This is a genomic window from Frankia sp. R43 (assembly GCF_001306465.1).
Classification (GTDB): Bacteria; Actinomycetota; Actinomycetes; order Frankiales; family Frankiaceae; genus Parafrankia; species Parafrankia irregularis.
Window position 1 is genome coordinate 1 of sequence record NZ_LFCW01000012.1, and the last position, 14150, is coordinate 14150.

Here is a 14150-nt window from a genome sequence, read left to right on the forward strand (position 1 = left end):
GCCTCACCGGCGCCGACCCCTCCGCACTCGCCCGGCAACGCACCCTGACCGAAAGCCTCGGCGGCAGCTACCACCAGGTCATCGGCGACGACGTCCCCACCGCACTCCTCGACTTCGCCCGCGCCGCGAACGCCACCCAGCTCGTACTCGGCGCCAGCCGCCGCGGCCGGCTGGCACGGATGCTCAGCCCAGGCATCGGTTCGACGACGACGAGCCTGTCCGGCCCGATCGACGTCCACATGGTCACCCACGCGCAGGCCTGGGGGCACCGTCCCCTCCCGCTGGACGAGGACGCCGCGCCCTGGCCCGAACAGCCGACCGGCACCGCCGACACCACGGGAGGCACCGGCACCACCGGCGCTACCGGACGTACCGGAACCACCGGACGTACCGGAACCACCGGACGCGCCACGGCTGCTGGCAGCGCCCGGCGATCGGGGCGTCATCTGCCCGGCCGGCGCACGGCGCTCGCGCCGCGCCGCCGGATCGTGGCGATGCTGCTCACCGCGGCTCTGCTCCCCGCGGTCACCGCCGGGCTCGACGCCACCCGCGGCACGTTCAACCAGGCCACCGAGATGCTCACCTACCTGTTGGTCGTGATCGTCGTCGCGCTGGTCGGCGGGTTCGGACCGGCGCTGCTGTGCGCGGTCGCCAGCTCCCTGCTGCTCAACTACTTCTTCACGGCTCCGGTCACCGAGTGGCGGATCGCGGACGGCGACAACGTCCTGGCCCTGCTCGGCTTCGTGCTGGTCGCCAGCCTCGTCAGCCGGGTGGTGGCCACCTCCGCCCGACGCTACGAGCAGGCGGTGCGCGCCTCGGCCGAGGCCGCCACCCTGTCGGTGCTGGCCGGCAGCGTCCTGCGCGGAGAGGACGCGCTGCCCGCGCTCCTCGCGCAGGCGCGGGAGACCTTCGGGATGACCTCGGTGACACTGCTCGAGCGCACCGATGGGGACCAGCCCGCCGGTGAGCGGTGGCGCCCGGTCATGTCTGTCCACGCCGACACCTCCCAGCCGGGCGACGCCGGCATCCGCACCACCGACACCGGCGTCGACGCCAAAACCGGCACCGGCACCGGCATTGCGGTCGATGCCGGTGCCGGGGTTGAAGTCGATGCCGGCACCGAGGTCGACATACCCATCCGCGACGGCCTGCGGCTGACACTGGCGGGGCGTGCCCTGCCCGCCGCCGACCGGCGCATTCTCACCGCGTTCGCCGCTCAGGCCGCCGCCGCGCTCGACCAGCACCGGCTGCGCGCCGCGGCCGCCCAGGCCGCGCCGATCGCGGCGGCCGACAAGGTCCGCACCGCACTGCTCACGGCCGTCAGCCACGATCTGCGTACCCCGCTGGCCGCGGCCGGGGCGGCCATCAACGGGCTGCGCGAGCAGGACCTCGACCTCACCGACGACGAACGCGCCGAGCTCCTCGCCACCGCCGACGAATCCCTGGACAAGCTCGCCCGCCTGGTCGAGAACCTGCTCGACATGTCCCGCCTGCAGGCCGGCGCGCTGAGCGTCTTCCCGCACGTGACCGGCCTGGACGACATCGTGCCGCCGGCCCTGGACGAGATCGGCCCGCAGGCGGACACGGTCACGGTGCGCATACCGGATGATCTGCCCGCCGTCCTGGCCGACCCGGCCCTGCTGGAGCGGGTGATCGTCAACCTGGTAGCCAACGCGCTGCGGTACGCGCCCGCCGACCAGCCGCCGACGATCACCGCCAGCGCGCTGGGGCACCGCGTCGAGCTGCGGGTGATCGACCGGGGGCCCGGCATCCCGGCGGCGGCTCGCGACGACGTCTTCCAGCCGTTCCAGCGGCTCGGCGACCGGGACAACACCACCGGGGTCGGGCTGGGCCTGGCACTGTCGCGCGGGCTCGCCGAGGCAATGGGCGGCACCCTGACCCCGGACGAGACACCCGGCGGCGGCCTGACCATGGTGCTCTCGCTGCCGACCGCCGCCGAGCCAGAGCCAGAGCCAGAACGCGAGCCCGAGCCGTAGCCCGAACCCGGGCCTGAACGAACCAGGCAGGACCAAGCGAGCCGAAGATCGCGAAGGAAGGGCCGGGCCTTCCCGGCCCGGCCCTTCGTCATCAACATCAACGCGGTCCGCGATCGACCTCGGAACGCCCGGTGGAGCCCAGACGCCCGGTAGAGCCCAGACGCCCGGTAGAGCCCAGACGCCCGGTGGAGCCCAGTGGCGCCCCGTCGAAGTCGCCCGCGCCCGCTCCCGCTCGGGTCCGGGCACCGTCGCCGCTGGCGCGCGCACCGTCCCTGTCGCTGCTGACACCCGCACCGACACGCACGCCATCGCCATGGCCATGGCCGTCGCCCTCGCCGTGGCCGTTGCCGATGAGACGCGCCGTCTCCCGCGCGATCTCGTGCAGCGACTCGTCGGGCAACGGGGTGGCGAGCTTCGGACGCACCTGCCACGGGGGCCGCAGCACGGAGTGCACGGCCACCGCCAGCAACGCTCCGATCACCGGCGCGACGATGAACAACCAGAGCTGGCTCAGCGCCCAGCCGCCGACGAACACCGCCGGCCCGAGGCTGCGGGCCGGGTTCACGGACGCGCCGTCGACCGGAATCGCGATCAGGTTGGCGGCGGCCAGCGTGACGCCGATGGCCAGCCCGGCGACGCCGAGCGGCGCCCACAGGTCGGTGGCGACGAGCACCGCCAGTACCAGCAGCCCGGTCACCAGGATCTCGATGACGAACGCTCCGGCCCAGCCGAACCCGCCCGGCGAGTGCGCCCCGAAGCCGTTGGCACCCAGCCCCTGCGCGGACGCGGAATAGCCGACGGCGTTGGTATCGGCTATGAACCACACGACCCCGGCGGCGATGATCGCGCCGATGCACTGCGCGACGATGTAGCCGGCCGCGACCCGGGGCCCGATGCGGCGGGCGGCGAGCAGGCCCACCGTGACCGCCGGATTGACATGGCACCCGGAGATCGGCCCGATCGTGTAGACCAGCGCCACGAGTGCCAGCCCGAACGCCAGCGAGATCTCGAGAACTCCCACGCCCATGCCGCCAAGCACAGCCGTGCCGACACCGGCCAGCACCAATGCGAAGGTGCCGAGCCCTTCGGCGACAAAACGTCTCATTGCCTCCCCCGCCCGATTCAAAACGAACGTTCACCTGCGACGGGACGGATACCCGTAGTATCTGGTTCACCCACTGAGGGTGAAGCAAAACGTCGACCAGCCCTAAACATCAACCCGGATATCACATAGCGCAATTTTTAGATCCCGTCGGGTGATACGCACCGGACGCGAGGTCTCGGCGCCCCGGGCACCGTCTGCCACACTGCAGGGCGTGATGTCGTCGCCCCCGCCGCAGGCACGGCCTCGCCGGGGAGGTCGGCCCAGCCGGGAGGAGACCGAACGGCTCAACGAGGTCGTCCGTGAACATGCCCTGCGGCTCTTCCTCGACCTCGGCTACGAGGGCACGTCCATGGACGCGATCGCCCGCGCCGCCGGCACCACCAAGGCCTCCCTCTACGCCCGGTATCCCAGCAAGGAGGCCGTCTTCAGCGCGGTGTTCGAGTGGGCGATCATGCGCCGGGACTGGCCCGTGCCCGAGCCGCCGCCGCCCGACCTCGACGATCTGGAGGGCGCCCTGACCGCGATCGCCGACGCGGCGGTCCGGCGCGCCGTCGACCCGACCATGATCAAGTTCAGCCGGATCGCCATCAGCCACGTCTCCCGGTTCCCCGAGCTGGCCCGCCGCAGCCAGACCGTGGCGGTCTGGCCCCGCCAGCAGCTCGTCGCCGACCTGCTGCGCCGGCACCGCGCCACCGGCTCAATCGCCGCCGACGACCCGGACGCCCTCGCCGAGCACTTCCTCGGCATGGTCTCCGGCGCCCCCGCCCGGCTCGCCTCGTTCGGCATCGTGCGCCCACCCGAGGAACAGGAACGCCACACCCGGGAGCTGGTGCGGCTGTTCCTACGGGCACTACGCCCCTGACCCTGTTCCTACGCGCCGCGTTCCTACGCGCTGCGTTCCTACCCGCCGCGCCGTTCGTACGGGCGCTGCGGCCCTGACCCGTCCCGCCGGGGCTGGCACCGCGGGCACCAGAACAGGTTGCGCGCCGACAGCCGGGCCGTCCGCACCTCCGCCTCGCAGACCAGGCACAGCTGCCCGGCTCGGCGATACACGTACACCTCGCCGCCATGCTCGTCGACCCGCGGCGGACGTCCCATCGCCTCCGGGGTGTGCTCCGGGCGCACGGTGTCGATCCGCCCGGCCCGCACCCCGTCCGCCATCAGCTCGACGAGGTCGGACCAGATCAGCTCCCACTGCGCCCGGGTGAGCTCGCGGCCGGGCAGGTACGGGTCGACGCCCGCCCGGAACAGCACCTCGGCCCGGTAGATGTTGCCGGGCCCGGCGACCACCGCCTGGTCCATCAGCAGCTGGGCGACCGATGTGCGGCTGCGCCCGATGCGCCGCCACGCCGGCTCCGGGTCTGCGCCCGGGCGCAGCGGGTCCGGCCCCAGCCGGTCGAGCAGCGCCTTCACCTCGCCGGGCTCCAGCAGTTCGCAGGCGTTCGGCCCGCGCAGGTCCGCGTAACCGGTGCCGGACGTCAGCCGCAGCCGGACGGCACCCGTCGGCTCCGGTGCCGGAGCCGGGCCCAGCTGGTACTTGCCGTAGATCCCGAGGTGGACGTGCAGGACGCGCTCGTCGTCGAAGCGGAGCAGCAGATGCTTGCCGTACGCCTCGGCCTGCGCCAGCACCCGGCCGTCGAGCAGGCCCGCCCCGTCGGCGAAGCGGCCCTGCGGGCTCTCGACGCGCACCGGCCGCCCGCCGAACATCCGCTGGTGGGTGTCGGCCAGTCTGCGCACAGTGTGTCCTTCGGGCATGGCCCGCAGAGCATACCGATCCCGGCGGTCCTCCCGATCCGGGCGGCGACGCGCGGCAACCGGCGGCAGCGCTCCGCCGTCCGCCGGCAGCGCTCCGCCGGCTCCGGCAACTCCGACGTCGCCGCCGCCACCTGAAAAGAATTTTGGTGAGCACTGTCACAAAGGGCGAACTAATGCTCGCGCGATAGGCCGTCCGCGATGTGTGGACGCAATTGGGTGAAATGAAAAAGGTTGCGCCGTTCTGACGGCTGAATCCGCTTCTTCCATGCCCACCTGGCACAAGGCTTACCCGATCACAGGTGAACATCTACGTTCGCACTACCCCCAACGGGGGGTTGGCGGGCGACGGTGGCGGCGAGCTCCCGGCGACGCACCGGTCGACATCCGGCCAGGTGCGTCAGCCAGTGAAGCAGCTGCCGGCGGGTACCGGGCCACCTACAGAACGGAGCGGTCACCGATGGGCGGAGAAAGCGGAACCGGCGAGCTACCAATCGGCCCCGCCACGCGGCCGGTGCCCTTCCAGCCGATGCCCTTCCAGGCGCATCGGGACCAGTTCGATCCAGCCGATTCCGCCGACGCGACCGGACTCGCCGGCCCGGTCCACCCGGCCAGCCCGATCTCGTCCGACGCACCGATCGACCGCACTGTGCGGATTCCCCGCCCCCGCGATGTGATCGACCCCGACGCCTTTCGGCGCGGGCCGGGACGCGGACGTCCCAGCGGGCTCGGGCCGGTGCATCGCGCCCCGGAACGCCTCGGAGTCGAACGTCTGGGACTCGAACGCCTCGGGCTCGAACGCCTCGGTCCGGGCGAGGACATCATCAGCTCGGAGCGCCGCGGCCCGCGCGCCAGCCGCATCCGCTCCGGTGGGTCCGGCCTGCGCGGTATCCGATCCGCGACCCCCGTCGGGTCGACCCCGGTCCCAGGCCTCACCCCGGCCGCAGCCCCAGGCCGCGCACCCGTTCCGTCGCCCGCAGCCACTCCCCTACCGGCGCAGGCACCCGCCGCGGCCGAAGCGGCCGAAGCGGCCAGCCAGGGCATCGCCGACTTCGCGCCCGGCGTCTCGGTACCCGGCATGCCCGGGATGCCGGGGCTCCCCGGTACGACGAGCCTGCCGGACATCCCCGAACTCGCCGACCTCGCCGACCTCGACTCGTCCGACCTGCCGCGTTCGTTCGTCACGTCGATCCGGCCGGACCTGCGACGCTGGCACACGATCTGCGAGCCGGGCCAGCGCCCCGCGGGCAGCCGCCCGTCCGCCGTGCACGGCTCGCAGGGCCCGAACGGCGTGGTCGTGCCGTCCACCCCGCTGCCGGGCCGGGTCACGAACAGCCGGAACGACAACCACTACTCCACCCGCTGCCCGTACGAGTACGAGACCGCCGCCGCCCGCGCCGACCTCGCCGAGCAGCGCTCCGTCCGGGTGGCGACGACGATGACCATCGCCGTGATCATCGTTGCCCTCGGCATGCTCGGCCTGATGGCCGTCGGCACCAGGATGTAGTCGGCACCGAACCATAAACGCCCAGGTCAGGGGCCTCGCGGAAGGTCTCCCGGAACGTCGCTCGCAAGGTCGCCCGGAACGTCGCCCGGTTGCCAAGGTGACCCGACTGTCTCAATCTGATTACATCGGGTAATCGATCCGGGGAGTCCGCATGGTCGAGATGCTGCCGTCCATCCCGCTGTCAGCCTGGGCTGGCACCCAGCAAACACTGCACCGTTATCTCCAGGTGGTCGGGAAGATCCGGCTGGCCGCCAGTCAGCGCCGCAACCACTGGTGGAACGTGCCCTTCCACCTCACCGGGCGCGGCGTGACGTCACGGCCGATGGGGCAGGTCGACGGCAACCCGATCTTCACCATCGACTTCGACTTCGTTTCGCACGAGCTGGCCGTCCACAGCCTCGACGGGGAGCGGATCACCCTCCCGCTCGCCGGCAGGTCCGTCGCCTCCTTCTACACCGAGCTGATGGAGGCCCTGCGCGACATCGGCGTGACCGTGCGGCTCGAGCACCCGCACCCCTTCGACCTGACCGACGCCGGGCGCCCCTTCGCCGAGGACACCGAGCACGCCGCCTACGACCCCGCGATGGCCCTGCGCTACTGGCAGACGCTCAGCCAGGCCGTCCTCATCCTGGAGGAGTTCGCCGCCGGGTTCAGCGGCAAGGTCAGCCCGGTGCACCACTTCTGGCACACGTTCGACGTCGCGCACACCCGCTTCCGCGACCGTGCCGTCGAACAGGGGCCGAGCACCGACCCGGTCACCAGGGAGGCCTACTCCCGGGAGGTCATCAGCTCGGGCTTCTGGTTCGGCGACAAGTCCCTGCCCGAACCCGCCTTCTACTCCTACACCAGCCCGGAGCCACCCGGCCTCGCCGAGACCCGCCTGCACCCGACGGGCGCGCGCTGGCTCGAACGCGGCGGCAGCCACCTCGCGGTCCTTCCGCTGTCGGCCCTGGCCCCGGGTTCGGACGCCCAGCGGTGCAGCGCCGTCCTGCAGTTCCTCGGCGACGCCTACCAGGCCGGGGCCGTCCTCGCCGGCTGGGACATCGACCGCTACGCCTCCCCCGGCGGCGTCACCGACCCGGTCCTGCTGGGCTCCGCGGCGCACGCAACAGCGCCTGCCCGTTGATCAGTGACGCGGCACACGGAACTTCGAATCCCAGTTCGATCATGCGCTCGGCGATCCGCGCCGGGGACCAACGGAACCGGAAGGAGGCCGCGAGCACCTCGGCACGCGAGACCGTCCGATCCACGTACGCACCGGACGCGTCGGTGAGGAGCGCCGCGAGCTGCCGATCCATGCCGTTTACGAGGGTGTCGAGTGCGGTGTCCGCCAGCACCGGCCCGGCGCAGCCAAGCTCCACCAGCCGGCCCACGACACGCCGTTGCGACCACCGCAGATACCCGGCCGCAGCGACGACGTGGGCGAGCGGCGCGGGACGTCGGCCCAGCCAGGGGCCTCGCCCGTCGAGGCATGCGCTCAGCAGGATGGCGTCCTGGGCAGTGAGCGCGGTCACCGGGAGGGCCGGCATCTCGTCCGCCTCAGGAACAGACAGGCCAAGCCCGGCGAACGACTCGCAGACGCTTCGCGGATCACGCCCGTTGAACTGAGCAACACCCAGGATCTGCGCTGGTGACAGCCGGTTGGCTCCCAACGCGGCGGTGTCCGTGCGGTGAAACGCGACGGTTGCCAGGGGGCGGGTCTGCGGGGAGAGCTCCGCCACCTCACCGGGTGCTTCCAGGCCCAACCGGTCGAGCCGCTCCCGGATCTCTGCCGCATCACACGAGAGAACGCAGGCGGCATGGTAGATGTGGGCGAGCGGTACCTGATGGTCCGTCAGCCGAGGTGCCATACCGTCCAGGAACCTGCTGAGCAGTATGACGTCGACGGAGTCCACGTCGTCCGGCGTCCGGCCCGGGAGATCAGCCAGGGTGAAGCCCAGGTGCCTCAGCCGGCCTGCGATCTCGTGCGGCGACCGGCCGGTGATGCCGGCGGCGGCCAGAACATGGCCGAGGCTGATCGCGTCGTCCGCCAACCATGGCGGCTCCCCGTCCAGCGCCCAGCTCAGTAGGTCGACGTCGTCGAAGCCCAGGTCCTCGGGGAAGCGGACGCCGGCATATCCGTCGAGGCCGGCACCCAGCGTACCGACCCAGGCGGCCATTTGCTCCGGCTGGCATGCATGTCGGGCACTCGGGCCGCTCGAACGGTGCCGGATGGAATCACGGTAGGAGGTGGCAAGAATACTCGCACGGCTCAGGCCAGCCCATCCATGTCCGAAGCCGGGTTCATCGGTCACGTCAAGCAGGTCGACAACCGCGCATTCCTCGTCCGCAGTCAGTTCACGCTCCGCCACGACGTCGACGTCGAAACCAAGCTCGTGAAGCCGGCTGGCGATGGTCCGCGGCGCCTCGCCTGTGCGCGCTGCGACGCGCATGACATGCGCCGCGGCGACGCTCCCGTCGGGGAGAAATGCCAGGTGGTCGTCAAAGTCCCGGGCTAGCTGGGCGATGTCTTCCGGACGAACGGGTGACGCCGCCCATCCCGCCGGATCGGCGGTTGCCAGGCCAAGCTGGCGCAGCCGCCGCGCGACGTCCTCGGGTTCACGGCGCAGGCGGGTCGCGGCCGCCCGGACTTGTGCGGCCGGAACGAAATCGTCTTCTCTCGCAAGGTCCGCAGCACCGTCAAGGGAACGACTGAGGATGATTCCGTCGTCATTCGTTATTTCCAGGTCTTCGATATCCGGCGTTGCGACACCTACCTCCGCGAGGAGGGCGAGCGACGTTTCGACGGGAAGACCGGTCGCGCCAGCCATATTCAGGAGATGGCGAATCTCGCAGCGGCCGACCCGCGAGATATCTGCCAGCAGAAGGGAATTGATCTCGGAAATTCGCGCAACGCGCGATGCTCTCGGCTCGGGTACATGCGCCGTCGCGTAACCTTCCTTACTGAGCAGTGTCACGAGTGCCGGGAAGGACATCCTGGTGGCATTCGCGACGAGGAGCAGATGAGCTCGGTCCACAGGCGCGCCCGTCGTCCACAGTGGGTGAAGTTCGTTGATGCCCTGGATACGGTCGATGATGCCGGCTCGCGAGTCGCTCGGCAGACGCAGCGAGCGCGCCACAGGAAAACCAAGCTCACGCAGACGCGCGACAGCGGCGTCGCGACCACCAGGGCTCTCCGAGCGCAGTCCGGTCAGGTAGCTTGTGGGAATCGGAACGGTGCCGAGCGCGCCAGCCGAATCTCGGCTGACAATGAAGGCGTCCCGCTCACCCAATCCGCGCTGGCCTCCCACATCAATCCTGGGCGTCCGGTAGCCAAATCGGCGCAACCGAGCGCAGACCTCCGCGAAACCTGACTCGGTGTGCAACGCCGAGCGGAAGATGTGGGCCAGGCTGACCCGGCCCGCCGAATGCCAGGGATATCGCCCGTCAAGCCCTTCGCTCAGTAGAGCCAGATCCATCGGAGCCACATCCACTAGATCGACGGGCTGCGGCCACACCACGAGACCAAGCGTGCGCAGACGGTCGACGATCTGACCCCAGGACATCAACAGCCGACCCGCGGCGGCGATGACATGGCCGGGAGCTATCACATCATTTCTGGAGTCCCACGTCTGGAGGGGCACCCCGCCGTCAAGCCGTGTACTCAGAAGCGCCTGATCAAGTTCGGTGATCTCGGCCACTTCGACACCATTGAGACTGGGCACCTGGTAACCAAGTCGGCGCATCCGCCGGCCGACCGCTCTCGGCGGACAACGCAACCTGCCGGCCGTGAAGGCCACGAAAGCGCGGAAACGCACCGGGACCATCCAGCGCCAGCTAAGAACAACCATTGTCAGAGTCGCGAAGTCACTGGGAACCACCCGACTGGAATCATCAGGGCTCGATTGGGCGACCGGGAAATAATGCTCAGCATTTACCCAGTCCGCCATCCGCACGAAGAACGATGCGTCGGGCACGTGAGCAGTCTGAAGGAATGAGGTTCCTGATCGGGCTGTCGGGTGGCCGGTCCTTCCCGCAACCGGTCCCAGCACGCTGTCAATAGCGATCAGGCCGGTACGCGCGACCGGCACCCGGACGCCGCCCACCCCATCCCAGGATTCACCGTCGGCTGCCATGGCCTCGAGTACCGCGTCAGCGGCCAGGGGGAACGAGTACCCGAAGGCGATGAGCCAGTCGACCGTCACCTCCAGCACATCAGACGCGCGCAGGACCGGTATCGCAGCGGACAACAGAGCGTCCACCGCCGGCTCGTCGAGCAGCTTTCTAATCTTGTTACGGTCGACCGACAGCTCGGGCACGAGTGGGCCGGTCAGGTCGAGCACCACCCCAAACACCGCCTCGCCCACCCACAACCCGTCGGCGAGTATCGCGCCGACGCCGTTGCACCACCACACACCATGGCCAGCACTCACGATCTGTGTCGTCAGTCGGCCAAGCTGATCGTACGGTGGGTCTGTCCGCCCGACCGGCGCGGACGGGGCGAGCTGGCCGGCGGGCCAGTGCTCCAGTGCGGCGCCCTCGGCGGCGTGGGTTTCGAACTCGGCGACCCACAGGATGCGGCGCAGGATGTCCACGCAGGAGATCGATGGCCGCTCCGGGTCCCGGCTCAGATACAGCCGCACGCTGGTGCCGCTGTCCCGCCCCGGGCCCAGCGGCTCGATGCGGAACAGGTTGCCGGGGCCGGCGATCGTGACCCGCAGCAGCTCGCCGGGCCGCCCGTCCGGCCCGAGGCGGCAGGTCTCGACCCGGATCTCATCCGCGATCATGAAATAGCTCAGCACGCCGACCCCGAAACGGCTGTTCGGGTGGAACTCGACCGGCGGGTCGCAGGCCGCCCAACGGCCCATTTCCTCGACGGCTTCAGGGAGGTCGACCGTGCGCGTACCGGCTTCGGCGAACACATCGGCGATCTCCCGGAAGCCCATGCCGATGCCGTTGTCTCGGCACTCGATGAAGGGCGTCCCGTCCGCTTCGAAGCCCTGTCGGAAGTCGATCCGGCCCGTCCAACCTGACGGGCGCCCCGCGGTCCGTTCCAGGTACTGGGTACGCGCCTGGCGGTAACGGCAGGCGTCAAGGGCGTTCTGGTAGAGCTCGCGCACGGCCAGTGCCCGGTTCTCGTAGAGCTGCTCGCCCATGAGCAGCTCCTGCACCCTGTCCTCGGCGAGGCGGAACTGGGCACCGGCGGAAGCATAGGCCGGGTGCCCGTCGATCTCGGCGGCATGGACCCCGTCGGCGGTGGCGTGGGTCGGCAGCCCGGCCAGCGCAGGGATCTCGGCGGTCGCCCGGTGTGCCTCCGCGAGCAGGGCGTCCAGGCCTGCGGCATACCGTTCCAGGGCGATCTGCGTGGCCGGATGGCGGCACTCGGCCGACAGCACGCGGGTTGAGCGGCCCCGGCCCTGCCATTCGGCGCGGCGCAGGGCCGAGCGGACCTCAGCCAGGTCGACCGCGTCTGCGACCCCGAGGTGCTCCACGAGCACGGGCGGCAGCGCGGCGAGCTCCAGCGCCATCTTCTGGCCGACGGCGAGCAGGTAGGCGACTAGCCGCTCCCGCAGCGGCGACTCCTCACTCGTCGCCGGGGCGACCGTCACCAGGTCGCGCAGTGCCCCGGTCCTTCCGGCCTGGTTCAGGAACGTGGGAGCGGCGCGCAGGCAGGTGAGGATCTCCGCTATCCGCTCGGGGCAGAAAACCTCGGCGACGAGCGTCTCCTGAGCACCGTCAGCGGTGGGGCCTGGCAGCACCTCGCGCAGCACGGACTCCCACCTGGCTGTCACCGTGGACTCACACAGCTTGTGGGCAAGCCACCAGGTGACGGACGCGGCGGAGGGCTGGTCCCCGGACAGCCGCGCCCGCTCGATCCGGCGACTGAGCCGGGGGTGGGTGCGGGTGAAGGCATCGAACTCGCCGCGGTTGGCCCGACCGCTCAGAACATCGGCCGAGCCCGGATGGGCGACGGTGGCCCGGGCGACGAGCAGCGTCCACACGGTCTGGTGCAGATAGGGCCCGGCAACGAGCAGCGCCGCCTCGGCAGCGGACAGTTCCTCCGGCCCGGTGGGAAGCTTGCCTACGAGGAACTCGACCCGGCGGGCCATCCGGCGGGCGAGATCCGGGTCGTGCCAGGGGTCCTCCGCCAGGACCGCAGCCGCCTCGTCGTAGGCCCGGCCGAGGCGGCCGACCAAAGCGCAGGTAGCCGCCCGCAGCGAGGCTGTGACCGGATTGTCGGATGCCCGCTCCCATGCCTGGTGCCGGTCGGCGGCGGCCACCCAGGCGTGCTCAGGAGCTGCGGCCCCGTCGCCGCCGGGTGCTATCGGGAAGGGGCGGAACCGCAGCGGATCACAGGACGACACCGGGCGCAGCAGACAGTGGTCGTTCTCGTACCCGGGATCCTCGTCCCTGGCCCCGCCTGCGGGGCGCTGCCTCGGTAGGCGGGGCTGGTCGGGCATGCCTCGCCGCCCGGTTGGTGCGCAGGCCGGGGGGTGTTCGGCAGGAGGGGACATCGCTCGGTCAAGCGCGGTATGCAGTTCCCCGAGAGTGCCCGGGCACGGTCCGGCGGAGAGAATGTCCACCAGCGCCCGGGTGAGCGACCGTCGTGCGGCAGGATCCGTGGTTGGCGCGGCGGGCGCCGGGGGCTCGCCATGGCCGCCCGCCCCGGCCGCGGCCGGCCCGCGGTAGAGGTAGGCGACGTCGACGCCCGTCGCCGGGTCGAGGTGGCCAGTTCCCCAGCCCCTGTCCGTGACCAGATCGTGGACGTCATCGTCGAATCCGGTGTCCCCGTCAACGAGGACCAGGACCCGTGCGGCGGCGGTGCGGGCGAGCGGCCCGGACCAGTCGACGGGAACGCACAGATCCCAGAAGGGCTGGTATCCCACGGTGGCATCCGCCGGAACGAGATAGTCCCGGCCGGCGGCCGCGCCTTCGCCGGCACGGTGCACGGCATGCCCAGCGAGCAGAAGAAGCAGCGTGGAACCGGGCGCTGCGCCGCGCAGAAAGCTGTGGACGGCCGCCTTCACCGCGCCCGCGCCCATCCGGGAACGGTCGTGGATCTCCGTCCGGTAGCCGACGGACTCCAGTTTCTCTGCGGCCGTGTCGAGCATGCCCGACAGCCACGGCAGACCGGGCAGCCGATCGTCCTCATACGACGGGACGCCGATAAGCAACGCATGGAATTCCGCCGGCCGTTCCGGCAAAACGGGCACGAGGTCGCCGACTCCGGCTCCAGGAAAAGCGGGCGAGACCGCGGATGTCGGCACGACACGCAGCCCGGACGCTGCCACAGGCGCACCGGGAAACAGCGGTTCGCTGGCCGGTTTGGCTCGGCCCGCGATCGACTCCTTGACCCGCGCCATCAGCTCACGGCGGGCATGCTCCTCCGACACTCCGAACAGGTCGAAGGACACGACCTGCCCGAGTAGGCCGGGGCGGGCACAGTCCGCCACCCGGACAGGGATCAGCCTGCGCCGAGCACTGTCCGGATCCGCCGCCACTGCGGCCTGCCATTCCTGCGTGCCGTAGGCGGACTCCAGATAGGCGGCGGAGAGCACGGCGACGGTGCGGGCCGAATGCCTGATGCCGTTCTGCATGGCATGCGCCCAGTTGGTACCGGCGACCATGTCCCACGCCTGGAGAAGAACCCGATATCCGCCGGCTTCGAGCTGCCAGGCGATCCACTCCGCCCAGGCACGATCGGCCTGCGTGTAGGAGACGAAGAAGTCCCAGCGATCGGCCGAATCTGTGGTGTCGTGACCCCCGTCGAGCACAGGCCGAGTATGTCAGCACGTGACTGGACTGCGCC

Annotated in this window: 7 protein-coding genes; 4 read left to right on the plus strand and 3 right to left on the minus strand. The window is 70.8% G+C overall.

The genetic code is table 11. The features are described 5' to 3' along the window. The coding region (locus ACG83_RS37490; protein WP_054571015.1) for an ATP-binding protein at positions 1-1997 on the plus strand (1997 nt) is incomplete at its 5' end. 97 nt (positions 1998-2094) lie between these two features. Here ACG83_RS37490 and ACG83_RS47820 read toward each other — a convergent pair. Next, entirely contained in the window at positions 2095-3102 is a 1008-nt protein-coding gene (locus tag ACG83_RS47820; RefSeq protein WP_054571016.1) for an aquaporin, read from the minus strand. 214 nt (positions 3103-3316) lie between these two features. Here ACG83_RS47820 and ACG83_RS37500 point away from each other — a divergent pair, with 214 nt between their 5' ends. Continuing rightward, positions 3317-3964 (plus strand): TetR/AcrR family transcriptional regulator, encoded by a 648-nt coding sequence (locus ACG83_RS37500; RefSeq protein ID WP_054571120.1) that lies wholly within the window; start codon positions 3317-3319, stop codon positions 3962-3964. Between the two features lie 38 nt (positions 3965-4002). On the opposite strand, the gene ACG83_RS37505 is transcribed toward ACG83_RS37500, so the two are convergent. Continuing rightward, a complete protein-coding gene (locus tag ACG83_RS37505) occupies positions 4003-4857 on the minus strand; it encodes an Fpg/Nei family DNA glycosylase (RefSeq protein ID WP_054571017.1) in 855 nt (284 codons plus the stop codon). A 457-nt stretch (positions 4858-5314) separates the two neighbouring features. Between ACG83_RS37505 and ACG83_RS37510 the strand changes: the two genes are divergently transcribed. Both ACG83_RS37510 and ACG83_RS37515 read left to right on the plus strand, forming a co-directional pair. Further along, positions 5315-6361, plus strand: coding sequence for a hypothetical protein (locus tag ACG83_RS37510; RefSeq protein ID WP_054571018.1), 1047 nt, complete (start codon positions 5315-5317; stop codon positions 6359-6361). A 151-nt stretch (positions 6362-6512) separates the two neighbouring features. Beyond that, positions 6513-7487, plus strand: coding sequence for a DUF5996 family protein (locus tag ACG83_RS37515; RefSeq protein ID WP_054571019.1), 975 nt, complete (start codon positions 6513-6515; stop codon positions 7485-7487). Here the strand turns inward: ACG83_RS37515 and ACG83_RS37520 are convergent. Further along, complete coding sequence (locus tag ACG83_RS37520; RefSeq protein ID WP_054571020.1) at positions 7432-14115, minus strand: toll/interleukin-1 receptor domain-containing protein; 6684 nt, start codon at positions 14113-14115, stop codon at positions 7432-7434. The two genes, ACG83_RS37515 and ACG83_RS37520, sit on opposite strands and share 56 nt — an antisense overlap. Positions 14116-14150 lie beyond the last annotated feature (35 nt).